Origin of the sequence: Rheinheimera sp. A13L (assembly GCF_000217935.1) — a bacterium.
GTDB lineage: Bacteria > Pseudomonadota > Gammaproteobacteria > Enterobacterales > Alteromonadaceae > Pararheinheimera.
In genome coordinates this window covers 80,677-96,261 of record NZ_AFHI01000008.1, presented here as the reverse complement: position 1 = coordinate 96,261, position 15,585 = coordinate 80,677, and the positions used below count along the sequence as shown (strand labels likewise).

Sequence of the window (15,585 nt, the reverse complement as noted above, 5' to 3'; positions counted from 1 at the left end):
GGGGCCACCTGATAGCAGCTTTAGCGGAAAAAATGCCAAAAATTACTCATATTCGTAACTTTTCAGTCATAGCCCACATAGACCACGGCAAATCTACGCTGTCGGATCGTCTGATCCAGTTTTGTGGTGGTTTAACCGATCGTGAAATGCAGGCGCAGGTTTTAGATTCAATGGATCTGGAACGTGAGCGTGGTATCACCATTAAAGCGCAAAGCGTAACTTTGCATTACAAAGCCAAAGACGGTGAAACTTACCAGCTGAACTTTATCGATACGCCGGGCCACGTTGACTTTACCTATGAAGTCAGTCGTTCTTTAGCTGCCTGCGAAGGTGCTTTATTGGTAGTTGATGCGGGGCAGGGCGTTGAAGCTCAAACCGTAGCCAACTGCTACACAGCCTTGGAAATGAACCTCGAAGTCTTGCCAATTCTGAATAAAATCGACTTACCTCAAGCCGATCCGGATCGTGTTGCCGAAGAAATTGAAGACATTATTGGTATCGAAGCCATAGGCGCAGTGCAGTGTTCTGCCAAAACCGGTTTAGGTATCGAAGATGTACTGGAGACTATAGTCGCCAATATTCCATGCCCTGAAGGTAATCCGGATGGCCCAACTCAGGCGCTGATTATCGATTCCTGGTTTGACCCTTACCAGGGCGTTGTGTCGCTGGTACGTGTAAAACACGGCAAAATTCAGTTAAAAGACAAAATCAAAGTCATGTCGACTGGCATGGTCTACGAAGTGGACAAAGTGGGTGTATTTACCCCTAAAGCCAACAACACAGGTATTTTAAATACAGGTGAAGTAGGTTTTGTCATCTGTGGTATTAAAGAAATTAAAGGCGCGCCAGTTGGCGATACGTTAACGCTGTCGAAAAACTCAGCCACTGAGCCTTTACCTGGTTTTAAACGTATTAAGCCTCAGGTATATGCAGGTGTATTCCCTGTCTCTTCAGACGACTACGAAGATTTCCGTGATGCGCTGGAAAAACTCAGCTTAAACGACTCTTCACTGTTTTATGAACCAGAAAGCTCAGGCGCTTTAGGTTTTGGTTTCCGTATTGGTTTCCTTGGTATGTTACATATGGAAATCATTCAGGAACGTTTAGAGCGTGAATACGATCTGGATTTAATCACTACAGCGCCGACCGTAGTGTATGAAGTGATCACCAAAAATGGTGAAACAGTGATGGTCGATAACCCAAGTGCATTACCGCCAGTGGGTAATATTGATGAAATTCGTGAGCCTATAGTTGAAGCTCATATTCTGGTGCCACAAGAATACTTAGGTAACGTCATTAACCTTTGTATTGAAAAACGTGGTGTGCAGATGAATATGACCTACCATGGTCGTCAGGTGGCAGTGGTCTATGAACTGCCAATGGCTGAAGTGGTGATGGACTTCTTCGACCGCTTAAAGTCGACCAGCCGCGGTTATGCGTCGCTGGATTATGCCTTTAAACGTTTCCAGACCTCAGAAATGTCACGGGTTGATATTCTGATCAACGGTGAGCGGGTAGATGCTTTGGCTATTATCAGCCATAAAGACTTTGCTCAGGGCCGTGGTCGTGAGCTGGCTGAAAAACTGAAAGAGCTGATCCCTCGTCAGATGTTTGATATCGCTATTCAGGCTGCTATAGGTGCACACGTGATTGCCCGTACTACGGTAAAACAATTACGTAAAAACGTATTAGCCAAATGTTATGGCGGCGATATCAGCCGGAAGAAAAAGCTGTTGCAGAAACAGAAAGACGGTAAAAAACGTATGAAGCAGGTAGGTAATGTGGAAGTTCCACAGGAAGCCTTCCTTGCCATTCTGAAAGTCGGTAAATAACAACAAGGGTAGTTATGGCAGGTTATTTTGCAATTTTCCTCGTAGTATTGACCTTAGTCAGTGGTTTGATCTGGCTGATTGATATACTGGTATTTGCTCCAAAACGTAAAGTTAAAGTTGCGACCGCTCAGGCGGCTGCAGCGGGTGGCCTGCCATTAAGCGCTATTGAAGAGCTGGAAAAACCTTCTTATCTGGCAGAAACTGCCAAAGAAATTTTCCCGCTGATTTTAGCCATTACCATTATCCGTTCGTTTTTATACGAGCCCTTCCAGATCCCATCAGGTTCTATGATGCCTACCTTATTGGTCGGCGACTTTATTCTGGTGGAAAAGTACTCCTACGACGTGAAGGATCCAGTCTGGCGTAAGCCGCTGATCACCACAGGCCGGCCAGAACGGGGTGATGTGATTGTATTTAAATACCCGGAACAACCTACTATTGATTTTATCAAGCGTACTGTAGGTTTACCTGGTGATCGCATTATCTACAAAAACAAGCAGCTGTTTATTCAGCCTGCTTGTACCGCAGCTGACAAAAGTACCTGCCCTGGTTTAGAAGCAGTGCCTTTAACCTTGCAGGCCGAAGGCGAGTTTATGGATGGCGAACTGCCAACCAAACGCTACTCTGAGCAATTTGGCGAGCATACACACCACATACTGCAGCATCCGTTTAAAGCCGAAGATTTAATGCAGTACTACAAACAGCCAGGGACTGCCATCGAAGAGTTTATTGTGCCTGAAGGCCACTATTTTGCGATGGGCGATAACCGCGATAACAGCCGTGACAGCCGTGCCTGGGGTTTTGTGCCTGAAGAAAATCTGGTGGGTAAAGCTGTATTTATCTGGATGAGTTTTGAATTTAGTGAAGACCCGGACAACTGGTTGCCTTCATGGGTGCCTGTTGGCGTGCGTTTTGAACGTTTAGGCAAAATTAATTAATGCAAAAACCTGTTAGCGGCCTGATGAAAAAACTGGGTTACCAGTTTCAGCAGGTCGCGTTACTCGAACAAGCCCTGACTCACCGCAGCTGCAAAGGTGAGCACAACGAGCGGCTGGAATTTTTAGGCGACGCCATATTAAGTATGGTGATTGCCGAAGCCTTGTATATCCATTTTCCGAAAGCCCGCGAAGGCGACTTAACCCGCATGCGTTCGTCTTTAGTGAAAGGCGTGACTCTGGCTGAAATTGCCAAAGAACTGGAGCTGGCCGAATTCCTGCGCTTAGGCCCTGGTGAAATGAAAAGCGGTGGCTTACGCCGTGAATCCATTCAGGCCGACGCAGTGGAAGCCATTTTAGGTGCTATCTTTTTAGATGCTGGCATTGAAGCCTGTAAAGAGCGGATATTAAGCTGGTATGGCAGCCGTTTAACTGTGATTCAGCCCGGTGTGCATAAGGACAGTAAAACCCAGTTGCAGGAATATCTGCAAGGGCGTCGTTTGCCTTTACCTTTGTATGAAGTGATAGATACGCAAGGCGACGATCACGATCAAATATTTACCGTGCGTTGTACTGTGCAGGGCAGAGCGCCTGTTACCGCGTCTGGCAACTCCAGACGTAAAGCTGAACAGGATTCAGCGCGGATTTTGTTGGAACAAGTAAAAAATGACCTCTGAGACTTTTGCAGGATTGGTTGCCATAGTTGGCCGTCCGAACGTGGGTAAATCCACTCTATTAAACCAGTTGGTGGGTCAGAAGGTCAGTATTACATCGCGTAAACCACAGACCACCCGCCACCGTATTGTTGGTATAGACACACAGGATAATTACCAGACTGTGTATGTCGACACCCCAGGTTTACATATCGAAGAAAAGCGCGCCATTAACCGTCTGATGAATAAAGCTGCCGCCAGCACCATACTGGATGTAGAGCTGATTATTTTTGTCGTTGAAGGCACACGCTGGACGGACGACGATCAGATGGTATTAAACCGTTTGATCGCGGCAAAAAAACCAGTGCTGTTGGTGGTGAATAAAGTCGATTTATACAAAGACAAAGAAGACTTGCTGCCCCATTTACAGTGGCTTGGCAGTCAGCTTGAGTTTCAACAAATCATCCCTTTATCCGCGGAGAAGGGCACCAATGTGCAGACATTACGCGAACTGGTGCAAAAACAATTACCCCCTTGTGAATTTTTCTTCCCTGAAGAATATGTGACTGACCGCAGCAGCCGCTTTATGGCCTCGGAAATAGTGCGCGAAAAGCTGATGCGTTTCCTTGGCGATGAATTGCCTTATGCAGTGACAGTTGAAATTGAACGCTTTAAATGGGAAGAAAAACATTACCATATCGCCGCTTTAGTGCTGGTTGAACGTGACACACAAAAGCAGATGGTGATAGGTAAAAAAGGCGAACGGATAAAAACCATAGCTACGGAAGCCCGTAAAGATATGGAAACCCTGTTTGAACAGCCGGTATTTTTGCAGGTATGGGTGAAAGTGAAATCAGGTTGGGCTGATGACGAGCGCGCTTTACGCAGCTTAGGTTACGGCGAAGACTAAAATGGACAATCGCAGCTGGCCAGCTTTTATTCTGCACAGCCGCGCTTTTAAGGAACAGCAGTTGTTATTGCAGCTGCTGGTACCTGAACTGGGTCGGGTCAGCGCTGTGATCCGCAAATCCAGCAGTAAAAAACAACAACGTTTGTCATTGCAGCCTTTCCAGTTATTGCAGCTGGAACTGCTGGGTCGTTCTGAATTAAAAACTGTCAGTAAAGCTGAAGAAGCAGGCCCAGCCTTTTTGCTGCAAGGTGAAAAGCTGTTTGGTGCCATGTACTTAAACGAGCTGATTTGCCGCTTGTGGCCAGAAAACGTTGGTTCCGACGCTTTATTTGAGTTTTACCAGCAGACCTTGCAGCAACTGTTAACTAACGATCTGGAGCCTTGTTTACGTCAGTTTGAGTTTTCATTACTGACCGAATTAGGGCAGCCGGTGGACTGGGATTACGATTCACAAGGTGAAGCTTTACAGGACGGCGCTTTGTATCAGTGGTGGCCCGAGCAAGGCTGGCAAATTGCTGGCAAAGGTTGGAAAGGCGAGGTGCTCAAAGCCATAGGCCAACAGCACTGGCAACAGCACGACGTATTAAAAACCGCCAAACAGTTAAGCCGCTTATTATTAGCCCCTTTGCTTGGCAGCAAACCTTTAACCAGCAGAGCATTATTTCAACCGATCAGGAACTAGTTATGAGCGCCATTTATTTAGGTATCAATATCGATCACGTCGCCACTTTACGTCAGGCCCGTGGCACTTATTACCCTGAACCTGTGCATGCGGCTTTATTGGCTGAGCAATTTGGCGCTGATGGTATTACTGTGCATTTACGCGAAGACCGCCGCCATATTCAGGACCGCGATTTATTTGTATTGCGCGAAACTATTGCCACCCGCTTAAATTTTGAAATGGCAGTGACTGAAGAAATGTTAGGTATTGCCGCTCAGTTAAAACCTGAATTCTGCTGTTTAGTGCCGGAAAAACGCCAGGAACTGACCACAGAAGGTGGCTTAGAAGTGGCAGGCCAGTTCGATAAAATTCAGGATGCTGTGTTACGCCTGCAGCAGGACAATATTTTAGTCTCGTTGTTTATCGACGCCGATGAAAAACAAATAGCAGCAGCAGCTAAAGCTGGTGCTCCTTATATTGAAATTCATACAGGCCAGTATGCAGAAGCGACGGATCCGAAAAAGCAAAAAGTAGAGCTGGATCGCATTACTGAAGCCGCTGCTTATGCCGCCTCTTTGGGTTTAACAGTGAATGCTGGTCATGGCCTGCATTACCATAATGTGCAGCCTATAGCCGCTATTCCTCAAATGTACGAGCTGAATATTGGTCATGCTATTGTGGCCCGCGCCATTTTCTCTGGCTTAGGCCCTGCTGTGGCTGAAATGAAACGCCTGATGGTGGAGGCACGCCGTTAATGGCTATTGTTGGTTTAGGCACCGACATCATCGAAATTGCGCGCATAGAGCAAAGCCTGGCGCGTTCACCCCGTTTAGTACAAAGGGTATTGACTGAATCGGAGCAGCAAATTTTAGCTGTTCATGGCCAGCCAGCCCGTTATTTCGCCAAACGTTTTGCCGCCAAAGAAGCAGCGGCTAAAGCCCTTGGTACTGGCATAGGCCGTGGTATCTCCTTCCAGCATTTTATTGTCAGCAACGACCCTTCAGGTCGCCCTCAACTTGAATTGACAGGCCCGGCCAAAGAGCTGGCTGACTCAATGCAAGTGCGTTCGGTCTGGCTCTCCATCAGCGACGAACAGGCTTATGCCTGTGCTACCGTTATTCTCGAATCCTGATTTTTGCGGGCGGGGATAAAGCCGCGGCCCAACCAGACATAATAAAACTGGTCAAAAGTACAGACTCAGCGTTAGTATCGAAACGGGCACATTAGAGTTGCCTGAACGGGCTATATTATTTATGCCCCGTAATGAGCTTATTTATTAAGGAAATTCAAATGTCTACAGTGATCAGCTTATTGGAAAAAATGGGCCAGGACGCCAATTTACGTTATGCCGATAAAACCACAGTGACAGCAGAGTTAGACCCGGCTTTAGCCGCTGCTATTCTGGCTGGCTCTCAGGAGCAACTGGCTGCAGTTTTAGGCGCCCGCACTAACGTAGTCTGCGGTGTATATGCAGCAGAAGAAACTGACGAGCAGGAAGAAATTACATCATTGGCCAAAGTTGGCTAATCTGGTATCAAAGCTGCCTGCGGGCAGCTTTTTCGCAACTGTGGCAGCAGGAGAAATTAATGCAAAAAGGTAGTTTGGTGTGTGTAGGCACTGGTATGACTTTGGGTTCTCATATCAGCCCTTTATCCCGCAGTTATATAGAACAAGCCGATGTGGTTTTTGTATTAATGGCAGATGGCACTACTGAGCTGTGGATCCAGGGCATGAATGCCGATGTGCGTAGCTTGCAGCCTTATTATTCTGAAGGCCAATCCCGTATGATCACCTATAAACAAATGGTGGCTGCTATGCTGGCTGAAGTGCATGCAGGCAAAAAAGTTTGTGGTGCTTTTTATGGCCATCCCGGCGTCTTTGCCTGGGTGCCGCATCAGGCTATTAAAGAAGCGGTAGCTGAAGGTTATATGGCTCATATGGAACCAGGTATTTCAGCTGAAGACTGTTTATATGCCGATTTGGGGTTAGACCCCGGCACTTATGGTTGCCAGCATTATGAAGCCAGCAACCTGATGTTTTATCAGCGTACTATAGACACTGCCGCTTATCTGATTTTATGGCAAATAGGAGTAGCTGGTGATAAGTCGCTGGCTAAATTCACTACAGGCAGCGCCTATCGCGACGTCTTGGTAGAGTTGTTAAGCCAATGGTATCCGCTGGATCATCAGGTGATTTTATACGAAGCCGTGACTTTACCTATTCAGCAACCCCGGATTGAGCGGTTGGCTTTATCTGACTTACCTAAAGCACAAATGGATTTAAAAACTACCTTAGTTATACCGCCGGCCACTGTAGCTAAAGCCAATCAGCTGGTTTTGGATAAACTAAAAGCTGTGGTGGCGCAAGAAGGCCAGCTATGACAGCGGACTGGACCAAAGTTGCTGTTGCAGATCACTTTATGATCCAGACCAGCCGTTTACTGATCAGGCCTTTAACTACGCAGGACCAGCAACTCTATCTGGATTTATACACCAGCACAGCTGTGATGGCCTTTATTGGCCCGCCGCTGCAGTTGGAAAAAGCCAAAAACAGCTTTCAGATTGCGTTGCGCCTCAATGCCAAAGTACCTTTTAAGCGCTTATTTTTGGCGATATGCCGTGATAACCAGCCCATAGGGTTGTGTGCTATTAACCAATGGAGTGCCCAGTTGGCCACTGTTGAAGTGGGGTTGATGTTATTGCCCGCCTGGCAAGGTCAGGGTTACGGTACAGAAGCCAAGCTGGCATTAAGTCAAAAAGTGCAACAGCTCTTTAGCGGGGGGCAAGTCTGGACTCAAACCAACCCAAATAACAAAGCCGCAGTTCAGTCGAATATCACAGCAGGTTATCAGGCTGATCCCATTCAATCCGGTATATTTTGGTTTAAGCCAGACTAAATTAGCTTTGAATGTAGCGATAAATGAACCAGGATAATCTTCCGCTCTTGTACTTTTAATTTTATCGTTTTACAGTGGTTTCAGTTGTTGAGCCTGTCTGCGGTAAGTCGCAGATGTTTTGCTTAAATTCAGGGGAGTACCTATGTCTGTTATTATTCAGTTATTAGAAAAAATGGGTCAGAGTTCAGAGTTGCGTTATGCCGATGCAGAGCAATTAGCAAAGCTAATGGCGGATACAGATCCTGCATTAATTGCAGCTGTTAGTGCAGGCGATCAGCATGCTATTGAAACGCTGTTAGGAGCCAGAACTAATGTGGTGTGTGGAATTCATCCGGCTGATCAGCCTGAGCAGGATGAACCTGCTGAACCTGAGCAAGAGCCAGAGCAAGAAAAAATCAGCTTTTTGAATGTGGGCTAAACTTTGTTTGCAAGGGCAAATACAGTGTTGATTAAAGTTGGGCGGGTCATTTTGATTCCGCTCATTTTTATGCTGTCTCCCGTAAATGCCTTTGCTACAGTTTGGGTCGATAGCCTCTTGCATTTAGATAAATTGAAGAGCAGTGACTTCAATAGCTTTTCGATAAAACTAGATGAGCTGATAGCCGAAGAAAATAAGTTGTCAGACTTTGAGCAAGACTACTTAACCCTTATGAAAGCCTATAGGGAAGCATATAGAGGCAATACCCAATCAACACTTTCGATTTTAACCCCATTAATTGAAAACTCCGATCTTGTGATTTCATTCAGAGCAAAAGCTTTGGCGATCAACAGCCTGGTGGTAGCTCGCCGATATCTTGATGCCTTTGTTTATCTTGAACAACTGATCACTCAGTTAAACAAGGTGTCTCAGCCAGAAGCGCGTGAGCAAGGGCTGCGAGTCATTGCGCTGATGTATAATCTGATTGGTAAATATGATTTTTCATTAAGTTTTATTGAACAGTTAATTGATGAAAGTCCAAGTTCAAATGCTGTGTGTGCTGCACATCAACTCAGAGCAGAAGCGCTTTATTTATCTGGTCGGACAGATGATTTTAAATTGAAGTCTGTTGAAGGACTGGGCTACTGCACACAACATAATGAGCCTTTGTGGGCTAATATAATAGTGTCGCTTATCGCTCAGAATATGATGGACGAGAAGGATTACCAAGGTGCGGTCAGTTTGCTGCAGTCTCATAATAATCAAGTTGAATCTACTCGCTATAACTCATTGATACTGAAATTTAATAGTATTCTTGCACAAAGCTACTACGGTCTTGGTGACTTTTCTTTAGCAAAAGAAAATGCTTTGAAAGTTATAGGTGCTGCAAAACAAGACAGAGTTAGCTTGGTCGCAGTGGAAACATTTGCGGTATTGCATCAAATAGCCAAAACCGAAAAAAACTACCAACAAGCTCTGGAGTACCACGAGCACTATATGGCCGCTTTTACCGCTTATATGGATGATAAATCGGCGCAACAGATGGCTTACCATACGGCTCACTCGGAAATTCTGGCGCAAAATCAAAAAATATCTTTGCTGGATAAAGACAATCGACTGTTGCAACTGGAGCAGGAAGCGCTTAAGCATCAGGCTGCTTTTAATAAGCTGATGATCGCAGCTTTAGTGGCGCTGGTGCTGGGGCTGGCCTTTTTGGCTTATCGCAGTTTTATTGCCCGTCAGCGTTTTAAAGCTTTGGCTGAGTACGACGATTTAACCGCTATCAGCAACAGATATCACTTTTCAGCTTCGGCCAAAGAAGCGCTGACTTTATGCGAAAAGGGCCAATTACCTGCCGCCCTTATAGTGTTTGATTTAGACCATTTTAAGCAAATTAACGACCAGTATGGTCATGCGGCAGGCGACTGGGCTTTGCGCCAGACTGTGGATACCTGTCGCAATTTTATGCGGAATAACGACGTATTTGGCCGTATTGGTGGTGAAGAGTTTTCCATTTTGTTGCCTGGTTGCCAAAGCGATAAAGCCCACTTACTGGCCGATATTTGTCGGGATGCTATTTACAGTATCGATACTGCAGCTTCGGGTTATGAGTTTAAGTTAAGCGCCAGTTTTGGTGTTACTTCGGCAGAGATCTCCGGTTACCATTTAACCAAACTGATTGAGGATGCAGACACCGCCATGTATCAGGCTAAGCAGTTGGGTCGCAACAGGGTGCATTTTTTCCAGGGCTAAGTTTGTCTGTTTATGGTGACTTTTGTGCAGTTTGGGGGCTGGCTACTTTGGATCGGCAAAAATCCTGCTGAATGAATAGGGAGATGTGTTGAAAGCATTTTTGTGGTCATTGTGTTTGCACATAGTGCTGTTAGGTTTGCTGACCTATCATCATTTTGCGCCGGATGATGCCGCAAAAGTAACAGCAGAACCTCCTATTCTGGCTTACGCTTATCAGCCAGTGAAAGCCAAACCTGCTCCTGTAGTAGCAACGCCTGTAGCTGTTCCTGCCAAAGTAACTGCAGCAAAACCCGCTGTGAAGCCCGTGCAAAAAACACCAGCAAAAGCAGCCGTTAAAAAGGCTGTAGTTAAGAAGCCGCCAGCGAAAAAACCACCGGAGAAAAAGCCAGCTGTAAAGGCTAAACCTCAAGCCAAAACAAAACCTGCCCCAGCCAAAGCCAAAACAGCAGTTGTTCAGCCGCCGCCACGTAAACCTTTTGTGCCTGTGCGTAAGCCTGCTATGGTCAAGCCTATGCCTGTAGCAGCAAAACCTGTACCAGCGCCCAAGCCCATGCCAAAACCAGCTGAAGTAATAGCGGCTAAGCCTTTGCCCGCACCCCTACCAGCTGAAGTAGTAGCAGCTAAGCCTGCACCTGTGCCCAAACCCGTTGAAGTAGTTGCAGCTAAGCCTTTGCCTGCGCCTGTGCCCAAACCAGCTGAAGTAGTAGCAGCTAAGCCTTTGCCTGCACCTGTGCCCAAACCAGTTGAAGTAGTAGCAGCCAAGGCTTTGCCTGCACCTGTGCCAAAACCAGTTGAAGTAGTAGCGGCTAAGCCTTTGCCTGCACCCCTACCCGTTGAAGTGGTAGCGGCTAAGCCGTTGCCTGCGCCTAAACCAGCAGCTGTGATCCCTGAACCCAGGTCAGCCGGGGTAGCAAGCACTGCTGCTGATATCAATACAGTGGAACAGAAAGCGGCGTCAAATGCAGTTGCTGCCAGCCTGGATCAACGCAAAAGCATGGCAAACAGCGCGCTACGAGCGGCCAGACAAGGAGACGCTTCAGGTTCTGCAACCTGGAAAGAAAAACAAAAACAGCTGGCGCTGGAAATTACTGCAACAAAAAGCGAACAAAAACCAGAGGTGGGTAGAAAAGTAAAAACTTTTGCCGACGGCAGTGCATTAATTGATACCAATCCAGGTTGCTGGAAAGTACCTCCGCCTGAATCGCGTAAAGACGCTATCTGGTTACATACCGGCATCCCTTGTAAACCAGATACCACAGTGGAACAAATAGAGGCTATTCTGGAAAAACGCCGCAGTTACCGCAGAGATTAAACTGCAGCAGGATTAGCCCGGCACTTTTGTCTCTGCTTGCTCTGTCACCAACACAGGCCAGCTTTTAGCGTCCTGCAGCAAGGACTGAACCCTGTCTTGTAATTCAAATAACTCAGGCTCCAGTTGCAGCGGTTGTTTGCCTTTTTTCAGTTCAGTTTCAATCAGTTCTGTCAGTTGTTTGAGTACGGGCAAGCCGGTGTAGCAGCTGGCACCATGTAATTTATGGATATGTTGCAGCAGCTGTTCTGCATCCTGTTGTTGCATGGCCTGCTGAATTAAGGCCAGGCTTTCAGGTAAAGACTGCACCAGCATCCATAACATCTCTTTGGCTAAATCCAGTTTGCCGCCTGCTCTTTGCAAGGCCAAGGTCCAGTCCAGTTGTTTGCTTTGGGGCAGTTGGTTTTCGCCAACAGAAGCAGCTAAAGCCTGCTGAAAATCCGGGCAGCATTCACGCAAAGTGTAATGCAGTAGTTTTTCATCCAGAGGTTTGGTTAAAAACTCACAAAAACCTAAAGCTAACAGCCGGTCTCTTTCGCCGTCTAAGGCATGAGCTGTTACAGCAATAATAGGGGTAGCTTCGTTTAACGAACTTTGCTGAATACGCTGACAAGCCTGAATGCCGTCCATCACCGGCATATTAATATCCATAAAAATCAGATCGTAATGTTGCTGATTGGCTTTTTGCCATGCTTCAGCACCATTACGGGCTGAATCGACCTGCTCGACCATTTCAGACAACAAGGTATTAATCAGTTTTAAGTTGGCTTCGTTATCGTCCACTGACAACACCCGTAAGCGGGCTTTGGGTTTGTCCTGCAATGGGTTTTGTTCAGGGAAATCTAAATAAGGCTGAGCCAGCGTCATCGCCAGTTTGCGGTAATGCGCGGGTTTGGATAACACAGCTTTGGCGCCTGAGGCCTGTAATACTTCACGTAAATTCGGCGATAAAGTGTTGACCAGTAAATACAGCTGTTCGCTGTGCAGCTGTAACTGCTGCAGCAATTCAATCACCTGATTCACCTGATTCAGTGAAATAGAGCGGCCAATCAAGGCCATATCAATTTGTGGCTGTAAAGCCAGGGTTTGGCTAAGCTGGCTCATATTGCTGCAACTGATAATATTGAGCCCCCAATGATCCAGCTGGGCCAGCATGGCCTCGCGGGAATACTGTTGAGGTTCAAAATACAACACAGTTTTTTGTTTCAGCTCGGCCAGAGGCAAAGGCTCAGCTATGGATAAATGGTGGCGTTTGCACATCAGGGTAAACCAGAAGGTTGAACCTTCACCTGCTTTACTGTCAAAGCCAATTTTGCCGCCCATAGCCGAAACTAAACGCTGTGAAATCACTAAACCTAAGCCTGTGCCCCCATAACGGCGGCCTATGCTGTTGTCGGCCTGAGCAAAACCGCCAAATAAACTTTTTTGCTGATCTTCATGAATACCAATGCCGGTATCCTGCACTGAAAAACGCAGTTGCCATTGTTCATCCGGCATAGGGCGACAACTAACACGGATCACTACACTGCCTTGTTCGGTAAATTTAATCGCATTGCCGGCAATATTGGTCAGAATTTGGTTAATCCGCATAGGGTCTGCTATTAAATCGTCCGGACAGCTGTTTTCAATCAGCAAAACTAATTCCAGCTGTTTATCAAAGGCATTGGACGCCAGCAATTCCACCGAATCGTTTAATAAATCGCGTAATGAAAAAGGCTCTGGGTTAATTGGCATCCGGCCTTCTTCCAGTTTGGCGTAATCCAACACGTCATTGACCAGGCTGAGTAAACTGTTGGCTGATTTTTGAATAGTGGCCAGATAATCCTGCTGGTTATGGGTCAGATTGGTTTTCAGCAACTGGCGGGCAAAACCAATAACGGCATTCAGCGGTGTGCGTAATTCGTGGCTCATTTTGGCGAGGAAGTCAGATTTGCTGCGGTTATCTTCCATGGCTTTTTTACGGGACAGATCCAGCTCGATATTCTGCATCTCCAGCTGTTCCATACTTTGTTGCAAGTCGCTGGTGGCCTGTTCAATGCTTTGCTGCATTTCTTCGTCATGGGTTTTCAGTGCTGTCGCCAGTGCATTAATACCAGAACGTAATTGTTCCAGCTCACCTAAAAAAGGTTGCTGCAATTGGCTTTGATACTGACCTTCGCGTAGTTGATCAATCACATCACCCATTTGCTGCAAAGGCTGGCTGACTCTTTTGATCAGGCGCAAGCTGAAATACACACAAGCGCCAAGCCCTGCCAAAATAATCAGCAGGCTGCTCAGTAAAGAGGTTTGTTGCGCCAGCATGACTTTGTCTTTGGCTACCTGCACTGAGATATAACCCAAAGGCTGGTCGGCCGGATCTGTGCTGAAATCCGCCTGTTCCGGCAAAATAGGAGTGCGGATCACCAGCCAGTCGCCAAGATCGGTGATGGTACTTTGCTGTGGAATAGCGCTGTCTGGCGCATATTTCAGCATGGCAAAATCTTTATGATAATTGGTGGTGACAAAGAGCTCGTGGTCGGCGTTAAAAATGGCGATACTTTTTACCAGCGCTGAGTTTTTTCTGTGGCTGACATCCAGCAAACGTTTGACGTCTTGTCTGCTGTTGTGTAATAAGGCATGTTCACTGGCAATAGCTAAAGGCACAGCAATGTTTTCAGCCTGATCTTCCAGATACTGGGCCAAATCATGATGGCGGGCATAGCTAAAATAACCCCCAAGGAATAAACTGACCAACAAGGTCGGTACCAGGGTGGTCAATAAGACCCAATCTCTTAAACCAATTTTCGTCATCTGTAGCGCTGCTTGATAGAATAGTCCGGAGCGAATTTATAATGACACAAGGCTTACCAAAAGCCCACCACAGGTACTAAGTCCAGATGGTCAAAATTTATCAGGCTGCCAAAGGCACCAGAGATAAACCTCAACAGTTAAAACAAATCGAAATACAGATCGAACGTCTGGATCACGAAGCTCAGGGCATTGGCTTTGAGCAAAAGCGTATTGTGTTTGTCAGCGGCGCTTTACCCGGAGAGCGGGTGAAAGTGCAGCTTACTGAACAAAAAGATAAATCGGCCAAAGCCAAAGTGGTGAAAGTGCTGCAGGCTTCGCCATTGCGTCAGGCTCCGCTATGTAAGCATTTTGCCGACTGCGGTGGTTGTCAGCTGCAGTATCTGTCGGTTGAACACCAGCTGGAATTAAAACAGCAGGGTGTGGATCAGTTGATCCGCCATCAAACCGGCTTAACCAGTTTACCCTGGCAGGCAGCGCTAAAAAGCGCTGGTGAAGGTTACCGCCGTAAAGCCCGTATTGGCGTCTGGTTTGACAAAAAAACGCAGCAGTTTACTGTAGGTTTTCGCAAAGCTAACGACAAAGTCATTACCTCTATTGAGCACTGTTTAGTGCTAAGCCCGGCTTTGGCTTCAGTCTTTACTCTGTTACAACAGCAACTGCCAAAACTGCAACAAGGCTCTGCTATTACTCATGTGGAAGCGCTGGATGCCGATGGGCAGGTGTATTTAATAGTGCGGCATATCCGGCCCTTGCCAGAATCTGATCAACAAGCACTGATCCAGGCCTGGCCTGAAGCCATATGGATAGGCGAAGCAGAGCCTGAACTTTATCAGCATTGGCAAGTCGGAACAGCAGAACCTTGTTATGAGTTGCCAGCATTGGGTTTAAAGCTGAAGTTTTCTGCCGCTGATTTTATTCAGGTGAATCAGGGTATCAATCAGCAAATGGTGCAGCAGGCACTGGATTGGCTCAATCCGCAACCTCAGGATCAGGTGCTGGAGCTTTATTCCGGTATAGGCAATTTCAGTCTGGCTTTAGCGCAGCGCGCCAAATGGGTGCATGCGCTGGAAGGTGTCACCACTATGGTGCAAAGGGCAGAAAGCAATGCGGTATTGAATGGCCTGACCAACCTGAGTTTTAGTCAGGCAGATTTGCATTTGCCCTGGCCCAAAGCCGACTGGAATAAGCCGCAGTATCAAAAAGTACTGCTCGATCCAGCCCGGGCCGGTGCTGTGGGGGCAGTAGAGCAAATAGCGGCTTTAAGTCCGGCACAGATATTGTACGTGTCCTGCTATCCGGTCACTTTTGCCCGTGATGCAAAAGTTTTACTGGCTTGTGGTTATCAGCTGGATAAAATCAGTGTGATGGACATGTTTCCACAAACCAGCCATCTGGAGTTGATGGCGTTGTTTCAAAGGAGAAAGTAGCG

General features: G+C 46.8%; 15 protein-coding genes. 14 read left to right on the top strand and 1 reads right to left on the bottom strand.

All coding sequences use genetic code 11. The features are described from left to right. The first annotated feature begins 32 nt into the window (after positions 1–32). The 13 genes from lepA (at position 33) to RHEIN_RS05615 (ending at position 11,369) form a co-directional block, all read left to right on the top strand. Positions 33–1,832 carry a translation elongation factor 4 gene (gene lepA, locus RHEIN_RS05675; RefSeq protein WP_008898018.1) on the top strand — a complete coding sequence of 600 codons (1,800 nt, stop codon included), beginning with the start codon at positions 33–35 and terminating at the stop codon, positions 1,830–1,832. Positions 1,833–1,846: 14 nt separating this feature from the next. Then, a complete protein-coding gene (lepB, locus tag RHEIN_RS05670) occupies positions 1,847–2,770 on the top strand; it encodes a signal peptidase I (RefSeq protein ID WP_008898017.1) in 924 nt (307 codons plus the stop codon). Beyond that, complete coding sequence (rnc, locus tag RHEIN_RS05665; protein ID WP_008898016.1) at positions 2,770–3,444, top strand: ribonuclease III; 675 nt, start codon at positions 2,770–2,772, stop codon at positions 3,442–3,444. Before lepB ends, rnc begins: the two co-directional genes overlap by 1 nt. Then, positions 3,434–4,330, top strand: a complete 897-nt coding sequence (gene era, locus RHEIN_RS05660) for a GTPase Era (RefSeq protein WP_008898015.1) — start codon at positions 3,434–3,436, stop codon at positions 4,328–4,330. Before rnc ends, era begins: the two co-directional genes overlap by 11 nt. 1 nt (position 4,331) lies before the next feature. Next, complete coding sequence (gene recO / locus RHEIN_RS05655; protein ID WP_008898014.1) at positions 4,332–5,012, top strand: DNA repair protein RecO; 681 nt, start codon at positions 4,332–4,334, stop codon at positions 5,010–5,012. A gap of 2 nt (positions 5,013–5,014) precedes the next feature. Then, positions 5,015–5,746 (top strand): pyridoxine 5'-phosphate synthase, encoded by a 732-nt coding sequence (gene pdxJ / locus RHEIN_RS05650; protein ID WP_008898013.1) that lies wholly within the window; start codon positions 5,015–5,017, stop codon positions 5,744–5,746. After that, positions 5,746–6,123: a holo-ACP synthase gene (gene acpS, locus RHEIN_RS05645; protein WP_008898012.1), complete on the top strand. Its 378-nt coding sequence runs from the start codon at positions 5,746–5,748 to the stop codon at positions 6,121–6,123. Before pdxJ ends, acpS begins: the two co-directional genes overlap by 1 nt. A 158-nt stretch (positions 6,124–6,281) precedes the next feature. After that, complete coding sequence (locus tag RHEIN_RS05640) at positions 6,282–6,518, top strand: hypothetical protein (RefSeq protein WP_008898011.1); 237 nt, start codon at positions 6,282–6,284, stop codon at positions 6,516–6,518. Positions 6,519–6,577: 59 nt separating this feature from the next. Beyond that, a complete protein-coding gene (locus RHEIN_RS05635) occupies positions 6,578–7,372 on the top strand; it encodes an SAM-dependent methyltransferase (protein WP_008898010.1) in 795 nt (264 codons plus the stop codon). After that, a complete protein-coding gene (locus tag RHEIN_RS05630) occupies positions 7,369–7,887 on the top strand; it encodes a GNAT family N-acetyltransferase (protein ID WP_008898009.1) in 519 nt (172 codons plus the stop codon). Before RHEIN_RS05635 ends, RHEIN_RS05630 begins: the two co-directional genes overlap by 4 nt. A 142-nt stretch (positions 7,888–8,029) precedes the next feature. Continuing rightward, positions 8,030–8,305, top strand: coding sequence for a hypothetical protein (locus RHEIN_RS05625; protein WP_008898008.1), 276 nt, complete (start codon positions 8,030–8,032; stop codon positions 8,303–8,305). Between the two features lie 69 nt (positions 8,306–8,374). Next, positions 8,375–10,057: a GGDEF domain-containing protein gene (locus RHEIN_RS05620; RefSeq protein WP_139056412.1), complete on the top strand. Its 1,683-nt coding sequence runs from the start codon at positions 8,375–8,377 to the stop codon at positions 10,055–10,057. Positions 10,058–10,145: 88 nt separating this feature from the next. Then, the gene (locus RHEIN_RS05615) at positions 10,146–11,369 is read left to right on the top strand and encodes a hypothetical protein (RefSeq protein ID WP_008898006.1); all 1,224 of its coding nucleotides are present in this window, start codon (positions 10,146–10,148) and stop codon (positions 11,367–11,369) included. 12 nt (positions 11,370–11,381) lie between these two features. Here RHEIN_RS05615 and barA read toward each other — a convergent pair whose 3' ends face one another. Continuing rightward, complete coding sequence (gene barA / locus RHEIN_RS05610) at positions 11,382–14,156, bottom strand: two-component sensor histidine kinase BarA (protein WP_008898005.1); 2,775 nt, start codon at positions 14,154–14,156, stop codon at positions 11,382–11,384. 86 nt (positions 14,157–14,242) lie between these two features. On the opposite strand from barA, the gene rlmD reads away from it, so the two are divergent. After that, on the top strand, positions 14,243–15,583 hold the full coding sequence (rlmD, locus tag RHEIN_RS05605) for a 23S rRNA (uracil(1939)-C(5))-methyltransferase RlmD (protein ID WP_008898004.1): 1,341 nt from the start codon (positions 14,243–14,245) through the stop codon (positions 15,581–15,583). Positions 15,584–15,585 lie beyond the last annotated feature (2 nt).

Bases quoted from the DNA above. Each gene is read 5' to 3' on its own strand.
- lepA (WP_008898018.1), top strand. From the start codon at position 33: ATGCCAAAAATTACTCATATTCGTAACTTTTCAGTCATAGCCCACATA.
- lepB (WP_008898017.1), top strand. From the start codon at position 1,847: ATGGCAGGTTATTTTGCAATTTTCCTCGTAGTATTGACCTTAGTCAGT.
- rnc (WP_008898016.1), top strand. From the start codon at position 2,770: ATGCAAAAACCTGTTAGCGGCCTGATGAAAAAACTGGGTTACCAGTTT.
- era (WP_008898015.1), top strand. From the start codon at position 3,434: ATGACCTCTGAGACTTTTGCAGGATTGGTTGCCATAGTTGGCCGTCCG.
- recO (WP_008898014.1), top strand. From the start codon at position 4,332: ATGGACAATCGCAGCTGGCCAGCTTTTATTCTGCACAGCCGCGCTTTT.
- pdxJ (WP_008898013.1), top strand. From the start codon at position 5,015: ATGAGCGCCATTTATTTAGGTATCAATATCGATCACGTCGCCACTTTA.
- acpS (WP_008898012.1), top strand. From the start codon at position 5,746: ATGGCTATTGTTGGTTTAGGCACCGACATCATCGAAATTGCGCGCATA.
- RHEIN_RS05640 (WP_008898011.1), top strand. From the start codon at position 6,282: ATGTCTACAGTGATCAGCTTATTGGAAAAAATGGGCCAGGACGCCAAT.
- RHEIN_RS05635 (WP_008898010.1), top strand. From the start codon at position 6,578: ATGCAAAAAGGTAGTTTGGTGTGTGTAGGCACTGGTATGACTTTGGGT.
- RHEIN_RS05630 (WP_008898009.1), top strand. From the start codon at position 7,369: ATGACAGCGGACTGGACCAAAGTTGCTGTTGCAGATCACTTTATGATC.
- RHEIN_RS05625 (WP_008898008.1), top strand. From the start codon at position 8,030: ATGTCTGTTATTATTCAGTTATTAGAAAAAATGGGTCAGAGTTCAGAG.
- RHEIN_RS05620 (WP_139056412.1), top strand. From the start codon at position 8,375: ATGCTGTCTCCCGTAAATGCCTTTGCTACAGTTTGGGTCGATAGCCTC.
- barA (WP_008898005.1), bottom strand. From the start codon at position 14,156: ATGACGAAAATTGGTTTAAGAGATTGGGTCTTATTGACCACCCTGGTA.
- rlmD (WP_008898004.1), top strand. From the start codon at position 14,243: ATGGTCAAAATTTATCAGGCTGCCAAAGGCACCAGAGATAAACCTCAA.